The sequence below is a fragment of the Azospirillum sp. UENF 211521 genome (genome assembly GCF_058780535.1).
Genome location: NZ_JBSNCF010000003.1, coordinates 148,186 through 166,423, shown reverse-complemented (window position 1 = coordinate 166,423; position 18,238 = coordinate 148,186). Strand labels below are relative to the sequence as shown.

Here is an 18,238-nt window from a genome sequence, read left to right as displayed (position 1 = left end):
TTTTCGGAGCGGGCCGTCCCTTCGGGGCCGACAGTCGCCGCGGGCCATCCGGTGCGCGGCGTTCATTGCTGATTTTCTCTCGACAACGTCCCTTTTTGGAGCACCACAGCATGGTCAGTGAGAAGGATACACCGGGCGGCAAGGCGAAGCCGGACACGGCGGTCGCCCCGGTCTCCACCCCGGCTCCGGAGGCCGTGACGGCCGCCCCCGAAACCGCCCCCCACAGCGTCAACACGTCCGAAACCGCCCCGGCCGCTCCGGCCGCTCCGGCCTCCACCGAGGCGCAGGCGGCGGAGATCATCCGCAAGCATGTGCTGCTGTCCGCCGCCGCGGGCGTCATCCCGCTGAACTTCGTCGACACGGCGGCGCTCGCCGTCGTCCAGCTCCGCCTGCTCAAGGAGCTGTCGGAACTGCACGGCGTCGATTTCCGCGGCGACATCGGCCGCTCCGCGGTCGGCGCGCTGTTCGCCACGGTCGCTCCGACCGCCCTGGCCGGCGGCCTGCTCGGCTCGATGGCGTTCAACATGGCTCTGCGCTCGGTGCCGGTGATCGGCACGGTGACGCGGCTGGCCACCCAGCCGGCCTTCAACAGCGCCTTCACCTACGCGCTGGGCAAGGTCTTCCAGCAGCACTTCGCCTCGGGCGGCACCTTCCTGACCTTCCAGCCGGAAAAGGTGAAGACCTATTTCCGCGAGAAGTTCGAGGAGGCCCGCCGCCGCAAGGGCGCGGCGCCGGAGGCGGCCCAGGCCGTGGCCTGACCGCGGCACCCGGGCCCCACCGAAGACCGGGAGGACGGGCGGGGACGTCTCCGCGCTGCCCCGCCCCCCCTCCGGGCGCCTTCACCCTTCCGCCCTGCTCCTCCTTCCAAGGCCGGACGCGCATGCCTCTTGTCCTCGTCATGCTCTATCTCGTCGCCTGTCTGGTGTGCGCCGTCATGGGCCGCAACACGACGATCGGCTTCATCGGCCATTTCCTGCTGGCCTTCTTCCTGACCCCGCCGGTGAACTTCGTGATCCAGGCGGTGGGGCGTCCCAGCACGCGGGAACGTGAGAAGATGCTGACGACGAGACCGCGATGACCACTCTGGATCCGTCCGCCGGGGACGGCCTCGCCCGCGCGCCGTTGCCGCAGCGCGCCGGCCTCTGGCTGAAACGGCACAGCGTGTCGATCTACGCGCTGACGCTGACCCTGATCCTCGGTTTCCTCGCCATCGCCCCCGCCGTCTTCGTCGAGGTTCCCTCCGGCCATGTCGGCGTGCTGTGGCTGCGCTTCTTCGGCGGCACGGTCACCGACCGGGTCTACAGCGAGGGCACCCACCTGATCTTCCCGTGGGACCGGGTGACGATGTACGACGTGCGCCTGCGCACCGACACCCGCACCTACGAGGCGGTGGCGGCCAACGGCATGTCGATGACGGTGACCGTGGCCCTGCGCTACCGCGTCAACCCGCCCGCCGCCGGTCTGCTCCACAAGCTGGCCGGTGACGATTACGCGGAAAAGCTGGTGCATCCGGAGATCGCCAGCCTCGTCTACGAATTCGTGTCGAAGCACAATCCGGAGAATTTCTATTCGATCAACCGGGCGGACATCCAAGGCTTCCTGTTGACCGAGGCACGCCGCCAATTCCCGGCGCCGCCGACCGATCTGCAAGCGCTGAAGCTGCCTCCGGGCGCGATCGCCGACGATTACAGCTCCGTAATGATCCGGGTGGAGGACGTGCTGGTGGCCGGAGTCAGTTTCCCGCCGCTGGTCCGCCAAGCCATCGACCGCAAGATCGAGCAGCAACAGATCATGGAGGAATACGACTTCCGCATCGCCCGCGAGGCCAAGGAGCGCGACCGCAAGCGGATCGAGGCGGAAGGCGTGCGCGACTTCCAGGACATCGTCGCCCGCAACATCACGCCGGAGTATCTGCGCCTGCGCGGCATCGAGGCGACTCGGGCCTTCGCCACCTCCTCGAACGCCAAGACCATCATCATCGGCGGGCGCGACGGCCTGCCGGTCATCTTGAACACCGGCGACGACGCCAAGTCGGGAGCGGGAGCGTCGGGAACGGGAGCGTCGGGAACGGCGGCCGGGACCGCAGCCCCTCACGAAACCGCCGCGAAGGAGCCGGATGGCCTCGCCGGCCGCCTGTCCACCCTGGACGAGCCGCCGCCGGAGAACAGCGCGCCGGAGACCCCGCCGAACGCCGCCGGGCGCTGAGGCCCGGCGGGACCGTCCGTCCAAAGGAACCGGCTACTCGGCGGCTTCGGCGAGGGTCCGGGCGAAATCGCGCTCCAGCTCGTCGAGCAGGCGGACCACCTCCGCCGACGCCCGCTTCATCTCGCCGGCGTGGCGCTCGGCCTCCAGGCGGTTGCCGGCCTGGAGGGCGAGCAGCGTCTCACGGCCCGATTCATGGACGGTGCGGTGCGGCGTCGCCATGCCCTTGTAGGTCGACAGGCGCATCGTCCGGGGATCGTTCACGCTGTCGTACCAGCGACCAAGGCGGCAGGAGTGGTGGGTCGACAGATCGGCCGGCAGAAGCGTGCGCTGGCCGCCCACCGCCTCCATGATTTTGTCCACGAAGGCGAGATGGTCCTGCTTGGCGGAGACGAACCAGTTCGCCCACCCCATCGCGGCTCATGCGGTCCACCTCCTCGCGGCCGATCTTGCGCTCGTCGAAGCGGATGTGCAGCCGGTTGGCGTGCCGCGCCACCACCGAGCCGCGCAGCGACAGCTTGTAGCCGGGAAGCGCCACGGTGACCTGCCCGCCGCTGGGCGCCGCGCCCTTCGTCTCGGCGTAGCAACCGCATTCCGAGATGTCGCGGACCAGGGCCGGCGTCTGGTCCACGCTGCCGTCGAGCAGCACCGGACGGCGGCGCGTGTGGCGCCGGTTCGCCAGATCGGAGGAGGTGCGGATGGCCCGCGCCAGCAGGGACGGCAGGGTGTCCAGCGCCTCCTGCATGCGGTTGGCGCTTTCGCCGACCGTGTAGGCCACGGTGGTGGCGCGCTCGGTCTCGCCGCCGACCTCGGTCATCCGGCTGGCGATGCCGCGGAAGATGCCGGCGACCTCGCCGATGTTGCGGGCGATCTCGCGCGAGGCGGAGGACTGCTCCTCCACCGCCGCAGCGATCGAGGAATTGATCTCCTGCATGGTGGTGATGGTGGTGGCCACCCCGTCCATGCCGGTGATCGCCTGCTCGGCCACCGCCTGGATGGCGCCGACCTTGGCGGCGATCTCGTCCGCCGCCTTGGCCGACTGCCCGGCGAGGTTTTTCACCTCGGTCGCCACCACGGCGAAGCCCTTGCCGGCTTCCCCGGCCCGCGCCGCCTCGATGGTCGCGTTCAGCGCCAGCAGGTTGGTCTGTCCGGCGATGGCGCGGATGATGTTCAGGATGCCGCCGATCTCCTGCGCCGCGGTGCTGAGCTGCGCCATGATCTGGCGGGCCTCGCCGCTCTTCTCCACCGCCTCGCCGGCGATCCGGGACGCGCCGCTGACCTGCACCGAGATTTCGCCGACCGCGGCCTGGAGTTGCTCCGCCCCCGCGGCGACCGTCTGGGCGGCGTCCAGGGCCTCCGCCGTGTCGGCCGACGTGCCGGTGATGCTGTCCTTCACGGACGCGCAGACGCTGTCCAGGTCACCGACCGTGCGGCGCAGGTCGGCGGTGTAGCTGGCGACGCTGTCCACCACGTCGTTGGCCTCGTGGTCGATGGAATCGACCATCGCGTCCACCGCCTGGAGCCGCTCGTCGATCAGCCGGTCCCAGTAGACGGACAGGGCGGCGTCCAGGTCCATCAGCACCGCCGAGACCACGGCGCGCTGCATGGTCACGATGGAGCCGAGACGGCCGCCGGTCAGCAGCGTTCCGCCCATGCTCTGCGCCAGGGCGGCCATGATCTCGCCCAGGATGAAGGCGTAACCGCCGACGTACCAGCTCGGGCTCAGCCCGATGCGGTGGTGGGCGATGCCGACGGCGCGCACCGATTCCTTGTAGCTGTCGTCGAAGCGGCCCTCGAACAGGCGGGTCCAGTGCGCGATCTGGGCGCGTTTGGCCCCCTCGACCTGCGCCGGGTTGGCGAACAGGCGGGCCAGTTCGGGCTGCGACAACGTGCGGGCGTAGAAGCGGTCCAGAATCCCCGGCAGAGCACGGGCGATGATCGGCGACGCCTGCTGCAGACTGCTGACCGCCTCCTGTCCCAGATCGAAATAGGCGGTCTTGGCGACATCCAGGGCGTGAAGGGAATCCGGCATGGTGAATGTTTGTATTCTGTAATGAAGGAACACCCATCGATAACATTTCCGCCACACCGAAGGTATCGTTAAAAGGATTACGCATGCGGCATGCTGTCCCACTTCATGATTAACAGATGGTTTATTTAGTACACTGCCGAAATGGATCGCAGTGAATAAGCCTGACGTTACAACAGCTTTCCTCCAAATGGGCACTCGGCGCCGCAACAACACCTTCACATTGCATCGCCGTGGCACGTCCAGCGGTTGACAAAACCATTTGTTACAAATGCGCGACAAAGGTTACCAATGCCGCCGCCCCGCTGCCGCCGGGGCGATCCGACGGTATTTCAAGGAGTTTTCGGCCGATGAACCCCCTCCGGACGCTCAGCCTCGCCACCAAGCTGACCATTCTGTGCACGCTCGGCCTGATCGCCCTGTCGGGCGCGCTGACCTACGCGACGATCGTCAAGGTCACCGCCAGCATCGGGAAGGACGCGGCGGAGCGGAGGGAGCAGGCAATCACCAACTTCCGGATGCTGCTCGACCAGAAAGGGTCGGAGTACCGGCTCAAGGACGGGGCGCTCTACATCGACGACGTCAAGCTGGACGGCGCGAACGACATCGTCGACACCGTCCGCAGCGTGACCGGCGGCGTGGCCACCATCTTCCGCGGCGACACCCGCGTGGCGACCAACATCCACAACCCGGACGGCAGCCGGGCCGTCGGGACGAAGCTGGCCCGCGGTCCGGTCTACAGCGCCGTCATCGACGGCAAGGAACCGTTCCGCGGCGAGGCCGACATCCTGGGCGAGGCCTATTTCACCGCCTACGACCCGATCATCGACCAGAGCGGCGAGGTCATCGGTGTCCTGTTCGTCGGCCTGAAGAAGAGCGTCGCCCTGGGCGTTCTGGAAGAGGTGGTGCCCAACATCATCCAGGTGGCGGCGGTCATCACCATCGGCATGGCCCTGGTGATGCTGCTGGTGGTCCGGCGCCAGTTCCGCACGCTGGACCAGATCCGCGGCACCATGTTCCAGCTGGCGGACGAACATTACGAGGTGGCGGTGCCCGGCCTGGACCGCCAGGACGAGATCGGCGCCATGGCCAAGACCGTCGAAATCTTCCGTCTGAAGGGGATCGACAACCAGCGCCTGCGCGAGGCGCAGGAGCGCGAACGCCGCGAGGCCGAAGCCGCCAAGATCGCCGCACTGGAATCCATGGCCCGCACCGTGGAGCAGGAGACCCGCACCGCCGTGGACCGCGTCGCCGAACGCTCCGTCTCGATGGACAGCAACGCGCAGGCGATGGCCAGCTCGGCCGAGACCGTCTCCGCCAATTCGCAGAGCGTGGCGGCGGCGGCGGAGCAGGCGCTGGGCAACGCCCAGGCCGTGGCGGCGGCGACCGATCAGCTCACCGCCTCCATCGCCGAGATCACCGGTCAGGTCACCTTCGCCAGCCAGATTTCCCGCCGCGCCGTGGAAAGCGGCCGCAAGACCGAGGACGTGGTGCTCTCCCTGTCCGAGGCCATCGGCCACATCGGGGAGGTCGCCACCTTCATCCAGGACATCGCCAGCCAGACCAACCTGCTGGCGCTCAACGCAACCATCGAGGCGGCGCGGGCCGGGGAAGCCGGCAAGGGCTTCGCCGTGGTCGCCCAGGAGGTGAAGAACCTCGCCACCCAGACCTCCAAGTCGGCGGAGGAGATTTCCCGCCAGATCACCGACTTGCAGAGCATGACCGCCGGGGCCGTCGACGCGGTGCAGGACATCGGGCGGACCATCACCGAGATCGACGGGGTCGCCAGCAGCATCGCCAGCGCCATGGACGAGCAGGGCGCGGCGACCAGCGAAATCTCCCGCAACGTTGGCCAGACCGCCGCCGCGGCGCAGGAGGTGTCGTCCCGCATCGCCCATGTGTCGGAAGAGGCGGCGGTGACCGGCAGCCGCGCCGACGAGGTCCGCCGCGTGGCGTCCGACGTGGCGGGGAGCATCGACCATCTCCGCGAGATGCTGGTCCGCGCCGTGCGCACCGCGACGCCGGAGGTGGACCGCCGCCGCGCCCCGCGTTTCGAGGTCGACCTGCCCTGCACCATCGCCGGGGCGGGAGGATCGCTGACGGGCCGGCTCGCCAACCTGTCCGAGGGCGGCGCCACCATTCGCGGCTTGGACCGGTCGCAGGTCGGCGGCCGCGGCGTGCTGACCATCCCCGGCTGCGCCGTTTCCCTTCCCTTTGTGGTGCTGGGCGGCAAGGAGCAGGATTTGCATATCCGGTTCGAACTGACGCCGGACATCGCCGACCGCTTCGCCGCGGACGTCCAACGCCTCACCACCGGCCTGCACCCGCTTCCGGCGGTCGCCTGAGTCGGATCATCGGGCCAAGCCTGCCGCCGTTCCGGCAGGCTTGGCCAAGGAGGCCCGGGCGCTAGGGCAGTTGCGCGAGCGGGCTGCCGAGCGCGCGCAGTTCGCGCGCGTGCATCTGCAGGCCGGGCAGCCATTTGGCGGCGAAGGCCCGGACGTCCGGATCGGTCCCGCCCTGGGATTGGGCGTTGAACAGGGCGATCGACACGTCGTGCTCGGCGATCTGCTGTTGCAGATACTGCCGGTCGAACGCGGCGCCCTGAAGCGAGGCCAGCGCGTCGGCGACCGCCTGACGACCGGGATCCGGGGCGGTGGGAGGCGTGACGCCCTTGGCTTGGGCCAGCCGGGCGAGTTCCTGGTTGGCCTGGGTGTGGTCGGCGGCGATGCGCCGGCCGAGGTCGCGCACGGTGGCGCTGGACGCCTGCCGCTGGGCCAGCGTGCCCATCGCCACCTCGCCGAAGCCGCCATAGGCCGCCTGGGTCAGGAAGGACTGATCCGCCACCGTCAGCGTCGATGAGGCGCCCGACCCGGCGCTTCCCACCTGGGACGATGAGGCCCCGGAACTTCCTAACGGCGGCACGAGGCCCGGCTCGCTCGAACAGGCGGCGAGCGTGAGGATGGACAGGGCAGCAAGGGCCGCGGTTCGCAACATCGGCATTCCGACCTCCCGATCTACAATCTTGCGTTGGGACACACCGGTCCCCCAACAGCCTCCTGTTCTCCTTGTGCCTGGCGATGAGCGTTTTTACGGGTCCCCTGCCCACAAGCGCAGGTTGACCAATGCCATCCTCATAGGATGGACCGCAAGGAGGCGGACGGCCCTGTCCGGACGGGCGTGCCCTTGCGGCTGGGCGCCGGGACCGGGAGGGGGCGTTGCCCCTCCCGGTCACGCGGCACGTATCCTCGCGGACGCGTCAGCTGTTCTTCTTCAGGAAGGCAATCAGGTCCTTGCGGGCCTGCTCGTTCTTCACGCCGGCAAAGGCCATCTTGTTGCCGGGCACGGCGGCCTTCGGATCGGTCAGGTACTTGTCGAGATTGGCCTCGTCCCAGGTCAGGCCGGCGCCCTTCATCGCATCGGAATACTTGAAGCTCTCGATGGAGCCCGACGGGCGGCCGACGACACCGTGCAGGTTCGGGCCGACGCGGTTCGGGCCGCCGGCCTCGATGGTGTGGCAGGCCTTGCACTGGTTGAACACCTTCTCGCCCGCATCGGCATCCTGCGCCGAGGCGATGCCAGGAAGGGCGGCGAGCAGGCCAAAGGCCAGCACGGCAACACTACGCTTCATTGCACTATCCTTGATTGTCTGTGCCCAAAAGACAGGCACGGCCACCCAAGCTCCACAGGACACCCTGCGCTGATCGCTTCGCCACAATCAATATTCATCGGTTCGGTGCGCGGCGGCCGCCGGTCCGTTACTTGGCCTCGATCATGACAAGCGGCTTGGAAAACCGACCGCCCCTCGGCCGGCGTTTTAATCCCGCGATGCTGGCACGCACAATGCCGGGTATGGGCCGAGAGGAGGCCCTGCGACAAAATGCCCGACTCTTTGCGAAAATTTTTCGGGATTAAAATTTGCGGTCACTTCAACCGGCAATGCACCAGCGTCGTTCCGGTGGTGTTGGCCTTCTCGATGTCGGTGTCGCGCAGATCGGCACCCGACAGGTTGCAGTTGGTCAGGTCCGCCCCGGCCAACCGCGCGCCCCGCAGATCCGCGCCGCGGATGTCGCTGTCGGCCAGCTGGGCGTTGCGCAGATTGGTCGGCCACATCCGTCCGGTGGGCTGGCCGTTGGCCGCCAGCAGCTCGATGGCGCGCATCACCGCGTTGCGCATCATGGCGCGGGTCAGATCGCAGCCCTCGAAGCTGGCTCCGGACAGTTCCGAATTCTCGAAGCAGGCTTCGCGCATGCGGCAGCCGGGGAACTGGGCGATCTGCAACTTGCAGTCGCGGAAGCTCGCCCGCGTGAAGTCGCAATTGCGGAAGATCGCCCCGCTCAGGTCGCAGCCGTCGAAATCGGTCCCGACGAAGGCCCCGTCCGACACGTCGAACCGCTTGCCCTGCTTGCCGTTGCTGTTGATCCAGCGGACATGGCCCTCCAGCCCCTCCCGGATCTCCGGCGGAAAGTCGGACTGGTCGCGGTGATAGATGGCCCCCGTCATTCGCGCCTCCGCCCAATCGGCGGTGGCCATGGCGACGTTGCGCAATTCGGCGTCGCGCAGATCGCACCCCTGGAAGGTCGCACCGGCGACGGCGGCGTTGTTCAGGATGGCGCCCTTCAGCTTCGCCATGCTGAAATCGGCGCCGCGCAGGTCGGCGCCGCTGAGGTTGGCGCCGAACAGGGCGGCGTTGCTGAAGTCCGCCCCCTCCAGGTTGGCGCGGGTCAGGTTGGCGTTGGTCAGATCGGCGTCGGTGAAGTTCGCGTTGACCAGCACGGCTTCGCGAAGCTCCGCCTCCTGCCGGGCCTTGCGCCGGTCCTTCCACAGAACGAGCTGGCCGGGGCGGAGGTCCGCCCGCTCGAACAGGGTGTTGCGCAAGCACGCCTTGGTGAAGTTCGCCCCGCGCATGTCCGCCCCGACCAGCGAGGCCTCCCGCAGGTCGGCGGACACGAAGCTGGCGCCGAACAGATCCGCCCCATCGAAATTGCAGCGCTGAAGAACGCTGCGCCGGAAATTCGCTCCGGTCAGGATGGCGTCCGACAGGACCAGACCCGACAGGTCGAAGCCGGTCAGGTCCGCCGCTTTCAATTGGAGACGCAGACCGTTCGGGCGCGCGCTCAGATAGAGCCTGTGGGCTCTGATGGCCTGCGCGAGATCCTCCAGGCTCAGGTCCGCCCCATCGCCCGGCCCGCTTGTCGGGGCAATGCTCATCCCGGTCCTCAGCACCCCTTGGTCGAGTCCACGCGCGCCCCGTGGACAGTGGCAAGATTACGCATAAAATTACTTGCAAAATTGTTAAGAAGCCTGCACACCGCCACATGGCAGCCGCGCGTTCGTACGGATTTTCCAGTCAACGCCAAGCAATGACGACCTGAACGCGGCCAATCGGCGCTATTCCATAACGTGGCTAAGGAATAGGACTGCCCTCTTTTGGGGTGCGCTCACTCTATTGGGCATAACCTGTAGGGGGTATTTGACCTTTTCTCCCTTAATTGCCTCACCCCTCCGTGCTACTCGTCCCGGTCAGCTTCGCCGGCATCCGACGCCTCTGCTCGGGTTCCGGCGGCGGGCAGGACGGCACGCCTCGTCGACGCCGTTCCCGCTCCGCAGCCGGCAGAACGACAAGAGGGAAAAGGGATGACCAACCCGATCAACAGGTCACCACGGGCCGTGGCGGACGGGACCGCCGCCGCCGAAGCCACCCCCGTCCGGGTCCTGGTCGTCGAGGATGAGACGATCGTCGCCATGTATCTGACCGATATGTTGGAGGAGTTGTCCTACGAGGTCTGCGGCGTCGCCGCCAACGCCGCCGACGCGCTGAAGATCGCGGAGCGGGAGCGCCCCGCCCTGGCCCTGGTGGACATCGGCCTCGCCGGCCCGCAGGACGGCATCGAGACCGCGCAGGCTCTGCGCGAGCGCTTCGCCGTGGGCAGCATCTTCATGTCCGGGGCCAGCGACCCCGTCCTGCTGGAGCGCGCCCGTGCCGCCGGCTCACACGGCTTCATCCAGAAGCCTTATGACGAGCGCCAGCTGAAGACCCTGCTGAACAACGCCGCCCCCCGGCATTAGCCCCCCACTGCCTTCCGCTTGCCGTCCCATGGCTGCGCCGCTCCGGCGCGCGGCCATTCCGGCGTTCCGCCGGGCGCGCGCCAACCCTGCGCGAGAGGACATCCGAGACACAGGCCTGGACTTCTTAGGGACCATCGCGTCATGACGATGACGGACGCTCACGACCGGCTTTCTCCCCAGCTTCTCCTGCGCGCGCTGCGCCAGTTCCGCAAGGGCGACTTCTCCGTGCGCCTGCCGCTGGACCTGGATGGGCTGGACGGCGAGATCGCCGCCGCCTTCAACGACGTGGTGGAGATGAACGAAGCCCTGGTGGAGGACGTCGGCCGGGTCAGCGTCGCCATCGGGAAGGAGGGGCGCATCGGCCAGCGCGTCCGCCTGCCCACCGCCTCGGGCGGCTGGGGCGCCTGCGTGGACAGCGTCAACGCCATGGTCGCCGACCTGACGCAGCCGACCCAGGAGATGGCCCGCGTCATCGGCGCGGTCGCCAAGGGCGACCTGTCGCAGTCGATGCCGCTGGAGGTCGACGGGCGCCCGCTGCAGGGCGAGTTCCGGCAGACCGCCCGCACGGTCAACCGGATGGTCGAGCAGCTCGTCACCGTGACGGCGGAGCTGACGCGGGTCGCCCGCGAGGTCGGCATCGAGGGCAAGCTGGGCGAGCAGGCCCAGGTGAAGGACGTCGCCGGCACCTGGAAGGACCTCACCGACAACGTCAACCTGATGGCCGCCAACCTGACGGCCCAGGTCCGCAACATCGCCGACGTCACCACGGCGGTGGCGAAGGGCGACCTGTCGCGCAAGATCACCGTCGACGTGAAGGGTGAGATCCGCGAGCTGAAGGACACCATCAACACGATGGTCGACCAGCTCAACAGCTTCGCCTCCGAAGTCACCCGCGTGGCGCGCGAGGTCGGCAGCGAGGGCAAGCTGGGCGGGCAGGCCCAGGTGAAGGGCGTCGCCGGCACCTGGAAGGACCTCACCGACAACGTCAACCTGCTGACCGGCAACCTGACCAATCAGGTCCGCAACATCGCCGACGTCACCACGGCGGTGGCCAACGGCGACCTGTCGCGCAAGATCACCGTCGACGTGAAGGGCGAGATCCGCGAGCTGAAGGACACCATCAACACGATGGTCGACCAGCTCAACAGCTTCGCCTCCGAAGTCACCCGCGTCGCCCGCGAGGTCGGCACCGAGGGCAAGCTGGGCGGTCAGGCCCAGGTGAAGGGTGTCGCCGGCACCTGGAAGGACCTCACCGACAACGTCAACGCGATGGCGACCAACCTGACCAGTCAGGTCCGCAACATCGCGGAGGTGACCACGGCGGTGGCGAAGGGCGACCTGTCGCGCAAGATCACCGTGGACGTGAGGGGCGAGATCCTGGAGCTGAAGGACACCATCAACACGATGGTCGACCAGCTCAACAGCTTCGCCTCCGAAGTCACCCGCGTGGCGCGCGAGGTCGGCAGCGAGGGCAAGCTGGGCGGGCAGGCCCAGGTGAAGGGCGTCGCCGGCACCTGGAAGGACCTCACCGACAACGTCAACCTGCTGACCGGCAACCTGACCAATCAGGTCCGCAACATCGCCGACGTCACCACGGCGGTGGCCAACGGCGACCTGTCGCGCAAAATCACCGTCGACGTGAAAGGCGAAATTCTGGAGCTGAAGGACACCATCAACACGATGGTCGACCAGCTCAACAGCTTCGCTTCGGAAGTCACCCGCGTGGCGCGCGAGGTCGGCACCGAGGGCAAGCTGGGCGGGCAGGCCCAGGTGAAGGGTGTCGCCGGCACTTGGAAGGACCTTACCGACAACGTCAACATGATGGCCGCCAACCTGACCGGTCAGGTGCGCGGCATCGCCGAGGTCGTGACGGCGGTCGCCGAGGGCAACCTGAAGCGCAAGCTGACCGTGGCTGCGCGCGGCGAGATCGCGGCGCTGGCCGACACCATCAACGGCGTGATCGAGACGTTGGCCATCTTCGCCGATCAGGTGACCAACGTGGCGCGCGAGGTCGGCATCGAAGGCAAGCTCGGCGGACAGGCGAAGGTGCCCGGTGCCACCGGCGTCTGGGGCGACCTGACCGACAACGTGAACCAGCTGGCCGCCAACCTGACCACCCAGGTCCGCGCCATCGCCGAGGTGGCGACCGCGGTGACCAAGGGCGACCTCACCCGCTCCATCGCCGTCGAGGCGTCGGGTGAGGTGGCGGCGCTGAAGGACAACATCAACGAGATGATCCGCAACCTGCGCGACACGACGCAGAAGAACGCGGAACAGGACTGGCTGAAGACCAACATCGCCAAATTCACCCGCATGCTGCAGGGCGAGCGCGATCTGGTCACCGTCACCAACATGATCCTGTCGGAGATCGCGCCGCTGGTGAACGCCCAGCACGGCGTCTTCTACGTCACCAGCCGCGAGGGCGACGAGCCGGTCCTCGATCTGGTCGCCAGCTACGCTCTGAAGGAGCGCGACGGGCTGGGCACCCGCTTCACGCTGAAGCAGGGTCTGGTCGGCCAGTGCGCGCACGAGAAGAAGCCGATCCTGCTGACCAATGTGCCGAAGGACTATGTTCGCATCAGCTCCGGTCTGGGCGAGGCGGCGCCGCTGAACATCATCGTCCTGCCCGTGCTGTTCGAGAACGACGTGAACGCCGTGCTGGAACTGGCCTCCTTCGGCCATTTCAGCGAGACGCACCGCACCTTCCTGGAGCAGCTGACGGAAAGCATCGGGATCGTCCTCAACACCATCGCCACCAACATGCGGACCGAGGGGCTGCTGAAGCAGTCGCAGCGCCTGACCGCCGAGTTGCAGAGCCAGCAGGAGGAGCTGAAGACCACCAACGAGCGGCTGGAGCACCAGGCCGCCTCGCTCCGCCAGTCGGAGGAGCTGCTGATGGCCCAGCAGGAGAAGCTGCGCCAGACCAACGAGGCGCTGGAGGAGAAGGCCGAGCAGCTCTCCCTCACCTCCAAGTACAAGTCGCAGTTCCTGGCGAACATGAGCCACGAGCTGCGCACCCCGCTGAACAGCCTGCTGATCCTGTCCAAGCTGCTGTCCGACAACGGCGACCACAACCTGACCCCCCGGCAGGTGGAGTTCGCCCGCACCATCCACGCCGCCGGCTCCGATCTGCTGAATCTCATCAACGACATCCTCGACCTGTCGAAGATCGAGTCCGGCACGGTCACGCTGGAGATCGGTGCCGTCGTGCTGGACGACCTGCGCGGCCATGTCGAGCGCACCTTCGCCCAGCTCGCCGAGGAGAAGGGGCTGCGCTTCGACATCGACATGACCCAGCCGCGGCCCGTGGCCATCCAGACCGACCAGAAGCGGCTGGAGCAGGTGCTGAACAACCTGCTGTCCAACGCTTTCAAGTTCACCGAGACCGGCGGCGTCACCTTCCGCGTCGGGCTGGCCAGCGAGGGCTGGAGCGCGGCCCACCCCGTGCTGAACGCGGCGGAGGGTGTGCTGGCCTTCACCGTCGTCGACACCGGCATCGGCATCCCCGAGAACAAGCAGCGCATCATCTTCGAGGCGTTCCAGCAGGCCGACGGCACGACCAGCCGCAAATACGGCGGCACCGGCCTCGGCCTGTCGATCAGCCGCGAGATCGCCCGCCTGCTCGGCGGCGAAATCCGCGTGCAGAGCGAATCTGGGGCGGGCAGCGCCTTCACGCTCTACGTGCCGATGGAATTCGACGTCGCCCGCTACGGCGACCCGGCACCGAAGCTGGCCCCCTTCCCCACCCCGACGCGGCCCATCGTCGTGCCGGGGCCGGAGGAGCGGCTGGCGCTGCCGCTGCACCCCCCCGTCGCCGACGACCGCGAGCGCATCCGCCCCGGCGACCCGGTGGTGCTCATCGTCGAGGACGACGTGAAGTTCGCCTCGATCCTGGTCGATCTGGCGCGGGAGAAGGGCTTCAAGGCGATCCTCTCCCACGCCGGAAGCCCGGCCATGCCGATGGCCCGCAAGTACCGCCCGGACGCGGTGATGCTGGACATCGGCCTGCCGGACATCGACGGCTGGGCGCTGCTCGACCTGCTGAAGCGCGACCCGCACACCCGCCACATCCCGGTGCACGTCATCTCCGCCAAGGAGGAGCGGCGCCGGGGTCTCGCCATGGGCGCCTTCGACTACACCGAGAAGCCGGCCGACCGCGAGGCGATCTTCGCGGCGCTCGCCAAGGTCAAGGGCTTCGTGGAGCGCCACCAGCGCCGGCTGCTGATCGTCGAGAAGGTCCCCAACCCGGAGACCGGCGGCATCGCCGGCCTGATCGACCACGATAAGGGCGGTGACGACATCGACATCAGCACCGTCGCCTCCGCCGAAGCCGCCCGCGCCCTGCTGGCGCAGGAGCGGTTCGACTGCATGGTGCTCGACCTGACGATCCCCCAGCCCAGCGACTTCGAGCTGATCGACAGCCTGCGCACCCGCGATTCCACCGCCTGGATGCCGGTCGTCGCCTATGTCAGCGACGCGATCGCGCCGGAGGACGAGGCACGGCTGCGCCGGCTGGCCGAAACGGTGGTGCTGCGCAGCGTGCATTCCGCGGACTCGCTGCTCGACGAGACGGCGCTGTTCCTGCACCGGGCGGTGGACCGGTTGCCCGACGACAAGCGCAACGCGCTCGACCAGATCCGTCAGCGCGACCCGGTGCTGGCGGGGCGCAAGGCGCTGATCGTGGACGACGATTTCCGCAACATCTTCTCGCTCGCCAGCGTCCTGGAGGCCCACGACATGACGGTGCTGCACGCCGAGAGCGGGCCGGAGGGGCTGGACCTGCTGAAGGCGCACCCCGACCTCGACGTGGCGCTGGTGGACATCATGATGCCGCTGATGGACGGCTATCAGACCATCCGGGAAATCCGCGCGACGGCGGCCGGGCGCGGCTTGCCGGTGATCGCCGTCACCGCCAAGGCGATGAAGGGCGACCGCGAGAAATGCATCGAGGCGGGGGCGACCGACTATCTCGCCAAGCCGGTGGACATCGACCACCTGCTGTCGCTGTTGCGGGTCTGGGCCGGACGCCGGCAGGACGCCGGCTCCACCGATGGCCCCGCCGACGGCCCCTCCATGGGCCACGACGCCGGACAGGAGTGAGGAGACGTCCATGCCCCACACCCTGATGCCCCACAGCCAAACTCCCGCGGGCTTCGCCGAGATCGACGACGCCGGCCTGCCGCCGCCGGAGGTCCGCGTGCTCGTCGTCGACGACGACCCGCGGAACCTGCTGGCGATGCGGGAGACGCTGGCCGACCTCGACGCCACGGTGATCCTCGCCCGCTCCGGCGAGGAAGCGCTGAAGCGTATTCTCGACCAGGACTTCGCGGCGATCCTGATGGACGTCCACATGCCGAGCATGGACGGCTACGAGACGGCGGAGCTGATCCGCAACCGCCGCAAATCGCGGCACATCCCCATCCTGTTCCTGACCGCCATCAACAAGGACGAGATGCACATCTTCCGCGGCTATTCCGCGGGAGCGGTCGACTACATGTTCAAGCCGGTGGACCCGGTGATCCTGCGCAGCAAGGTCACCGTCTTCGTCGAGCTGTACCGCAAGACCGAGGAGGTCAAGCGCCAGGCCGCCCTGCGCGAGCGGCTGATGGCCGAGAACTACCGCGTGCGGGCGGAGAAGCTGGAGGCCGAGCAGGCGCTGCGCCGGTCGGAGGAGCGGCAGGCGATGATCGCCCGCTCCCTGCCGATCGTGCTCTACACCGCCGGGCCGGAGCGCGGCACGCCCTTCCGCTACGTCACCGAGAATGTCGAGGCGCTGTTCGGCTTCCCCGCCGAGCGCTTCCTGACGGACGGCGGCTTCTGGGAATCGCGCCTGCACCCGGACGACCGCGAGCGCGCCGCCGTCCAGTTCGACGCGATGCGGCAGGGCGGCGTGTCCACGGTCGAGTACCGCTGGCGCGCCGCCGACGGGCAATACCGGACGCTCCTTGAAAAGGCCATGCTGCTGCCGGGCGAGGACGGTCGGCCGCCGGAGCTCTGCGGCACGGTGCTGGACGTCACCGACACGCGGGAGCTTCAGCTCCAGCTCGCCCATGTCCAGAAGATGGAGACCATTGGCCAGTTGACCGGGGGCATCGCCCACGACTTCAACAACATGCTGACCGTGGTCATCGGCAGCCTGGAGCGGCTGGGCCGCATGGCCTTCGACGACCCCAAGGCGGCGCGGCGGGTGGAGATGGCCTTGCAGGCGTCGCTGCGCTGCTCCGACCTGACGCGGCGGCTGCTCGCCTTCGCTCGGCGCCAGCAGCTCCATCCCGAGAGCGTGGACATGGAGGCGCTGGTCCGCAACATGGGCGAGCTGATGGAGCGCACGCTCGGCTCGGCGATCACCGTCGAGATCGACAGCGCGCCATCCCTCTGCCCGGCGCTGGTGGACCGCACCCAGGCGGAATCGGCCCTGCTGAACCTCGTCATCAACGCCCGCGACGCCATGCCGGCGGGCGGCACACTGACCATCGCCACCGCGATGGTGGAGGCCAGGGAGGGGGACGCGGAGTTGCGCCCCGGACGCTACGTGCGGATGACCGTGAGCGACACCGGTTGCGGCATGCCGCCCGAGGTCCTGGCCCGCGCCTTCGAGCCCTTCTTCACCACCAAGGAGATCGGCAAGGGCACCGGGTTGGGGCTGAGCATGATCCACGGCTTCGTGAAGCAGTCGGGCGGGCTGATCCGGGTGGAGAGCGAGCCGGGCCGCGGCACCTCCTTCCACCTCCATCTGCCCTGCGCGCCGGCCGCCGTCCGCTTGGCGAAGACGCCGGAGGACCGCGAGGACACCGGACCACTGCCCGGCCAGGGCGAGGTGATCCTGGTGGTCGACGACGACCGCGACGTGCGTCAGGTCGCCGTGCTGACCCTCCAGGATCTCGGCTACACCGTGGTCGAGGCGGAGAACGGGCCGGAGGCGCTGGCGGTGCTGGCCGGGGAGCCGCGGGTGGACCTGCTCTTCACCGACGTGGTGATGCCGGGCGGCATGAACGGGCTGGAACTGGCCCAGGAGGCGCAGCGCCGCCATCCGGGCCTGAAGGCGCTCTACGCCTCCGGTTACGCCCACGGCGTGGACGGCGGCCTGGGCGGTGACGGGCCGGGCGCGGAGTTCCTGATCAAGCCCTACCGCGACCGCGACCTCGCCCGCGCCGTGCGAAAGGCGCTGTGCGGCGGCGTGGCGGAGGCGCGCCCGGAGTTGAAGAGCGCCTGACGATTGCCATTTTCATCGAAGGTCATCGTTTTCATCAAAGGTCATTGTCGCCCTTTTGCCCCAACCGTGAGCGGGGCCGCGGTGATCAGATGACCGTCGCCTTGCAATAAAGGAGTAGTCGACGTGCCTGCTGTCCGCCTGTCCGGGATCCGCTTCGCCTCCGTCCTGTGCCTTGGCCTGTCGGTCGCCCTGCCCCTGACCGCCGCGCCCGCCGCGGCGCAGGTGTTCACCCAGGGCGGTTACGGCGCGCCGACCCAGACCAACCCGCAGGGCGGCCCGCTCGGCAACGGCGGCAACAACACCACCTTCGGCATCGACAACGACCTGCTGGGCAAGCTCGGCGGCGCCGCCGTCGGCGCGCTCGCCGGCTCGCAGATCGGCAAGGGCAGCGGCAACCTGCTGGCCATCGGCGCCGGCGGCCTGCTCGGCTACTTCGCCGGCGGCTACCTGATGGAGCAGCTGAGCCCGGGCAGCCGCAACGCGGCGCAGACCGCCGAGACCCGCGCGCTCGACGCGCCGGTCGGCCAGACCATCCGCTGGAACAGCCCGGACAGCACCAACACCAGCGGCACCATCACCCCGATCCGCGCCGGGCGCGATTCCGCCGGGCGCGAGTGCAAGGAGTTCCAGCACAAGGTGACCATCGACGGCCGCCAGGAGTCCGCCACCGGCACCGCCTGCCGCGGCGACGACGGCCAGTGGCGCCTCGCCGCGACTCCCTGATCGTC

Annotated in this window: 12 protein-coding genes and 1 pseudogene; 8 read left to right on the top strand and 5 right to left on the bottom strand. The window is 68.4% G+C overall.

Going from position 1 to position 18,238, the window contains the following annotated elements:
* Nucleotides 1-110: 110 nt before the first annotated feature.
* From ACWPN5_RS25625 to ACWPN5_RS25615, 3 genes are all read left to right on the top strand, one after another.
* Complete coding sequence (locus ACWPN5_RS25625; RefSeq protein ID WP_492298170.1) at nucleotides 111-758, top strand: YcjF family protein; 648 nt, start codon at nucleotides 111-113, stop codon at nucleotides 756-758.
* Nucleotides 759-880: 122 nt separating this feature from the next.
* Nucleotides 881-1,078, top strand: a complete 198-nt coding sequence (locus tag ACWPN5_RS25620; protein ID WP_449228509.1) for a hypothetical protein — start codon at nucleotides 881-883, stop codon at nucleotides 1,076-1,078.
* On the top strand, nucleotides 1,075-2,205 hold the full coding sequence (locus ACWPN5_RS25615; RefSeq protein WP_492298168.1) for a prohibitin family protein: 1,131 nt from the start codon (nucleotides 1,075-1,077) through the stop codon (nucleotides 2,203-2,205). The genes ACWPN5_RS25620 and ACWPN5_RS25615 overlap by 4 nt, the downstream gene beginning before the upstream one ends.
* Before the next feature lie 33 nt (nucleotides 2,206-2,238).
* On the opposite strand, the gene ACWPN5_RS25610 is transcribed toward ACWPN5_RS25615, so the two are convergent.
* Both ACWPN5_RS25610 and ACWPN5_RS25605 read right to left on the bottom strand, forming a co-directional pair.
* Nucleotides 2,239-2,553, bottom strand: coding sequence for a CZB domain-containing protein (locus tag ACWPN5_RS25610; protein WP_492298167.1), 315 nt, complete (start codon nucleotides 2,551-2,553; stop codon nucleotides 2,239-2,241).
* 490 nt (nucleotides 2,554-3,043) lie between these two features.
* A pseudogene (locus tag ACWPN5_RS25605) lies at nucleotides 3,044-4,234 on the bottom strand (protoglobin domain-containing protein); the annotation flags it as partial.
* A 347-nt stretch (nucleotides 4,235-4,581) separates the two neighbouring features.
* On the opposite strand from ACWPN5_RS25605, the gene ACWPN5_RS25600 reads away from it, so the two are divergent.
* Nucleotides 4,582-6,576: a methyl-accepting chemotaxis protein gene (locus ACWPN5_RS25600; RefSeq protein WP_145687888.1), complete on the top strand. Its 1,995-nt coding sequence runs from the start codon at nucleotides 4,582-4,584 to the stop codon at nucleotides 6,574-6,576.
* Between the two features lie 61 nt (nucleotides 6,577-6,637).
* Here the strand turns inward: ACWPN5_RS25600 and ACWPN5_RS25595 are convergent, their stop codons facing one another.
* The 3 genes from ACWPN5_RS25595 to ACWPN5_RS25585 form a co-directional block, all read right to left on the bottom strand.
* Nucleotides 6,638-7,231 (bottom strand): DUF4142 domain-containing protein, encoded by a 594-nt coding sequence (locus ACWPN5_RS25595; RefSeq protein WP_492298166.1) that lies wholly within the window; start codon nucleotides 7,229-7,231, stop codon nucleotides 6,638-6,640.
* Nucleotides 7,232-7,487: 256 nt separating this feature from the next.
* Nucleotides 7,488-7,859, bottom strand: a complete 372-nt coding sequence (locus tag ACWPN5_RS25590) for a c-type cytochrome (RefSeq protein ID WP_492298164.1) — start codon at nucleotides 7,857-7,859, stop codon at nucleotides 7,488-7,490.
* Nucleotides 7,860-8,152: 293 nt separating this feature from the next.
* Nucleotides 8,153-9,439 (bottom strand): pentapeptide repeat-containing protein, encoded by a 1,287-nt coding sequence (locus tag ACWPN5_RS25585; RefSeq protein WP_145687896.1) that lies wholly within the window; start codon nucleotides 9,437-9,439, stop codon nucleotides 8,153-8,155.
* Between the two features lie 426 nt (nucleotides 9,440-9,865).
* Here ACWPN5_RS25585 and ACWPN5_RS25580 point away from each other — a divergent pair, with 426 nt between their 5' ends.
* From ACWPN5_RS25580 to ACWPN5_RS25565, 4 genes are all read left to right on the top strand, one after another.
* Nucleotides 9,866-10,297 carry a response regulator gene (locus tag ACWPN5_RS25580; RefSeq protein WP_145687897.1) on the top strand — a complete coding sequence of 144 codons (432 nt, stop codon included), beginning with the start codon at nucleotides 9,866-9,868 and terminating at the stop codon, nucleotides 10,295-10,297.
* 141 nt (nucleotides 10,298-10,438) lie between these two features.
* Nucleotides 10,439-15,397, top strand: coding sequence for a HAMP domain-containing protein (locus ACWPN5_RS25575; protein WP_247888639.1), 4,959 nt, complete (start codon nucleotides 10,439-10,441; stop codon nucleotides 15,395-15,397).
* A gap of 10 nt (nucleotides 15,398-15,407) precedes the next feature.
* A complete protein-coding gene (locus ACWPN5_RS25570) occupies nucleotides 15,408-17,510 on the top strand; it encodes a response regulator (protein WP_492298161.1) in 2,103 nt (700 codons plus the stop codon).
* Between the two features lie 123 nt (nucleotides 17,511-17,633).
* Nucleotides 17,634-18,233: an RT0821/Lpp0805 family surface protein gene (locus ACWPN5_RS25565; protein ID WP_200476890.1), complete on the top strand. Its 600-nt coding sequence runs from the start codon at nucleotides 17,634-17,636 to the stop codon at nucleotides 18,231-18,233.
* Nucleotides 18,234-18,238: the final 5 nt, after the last annotated feature.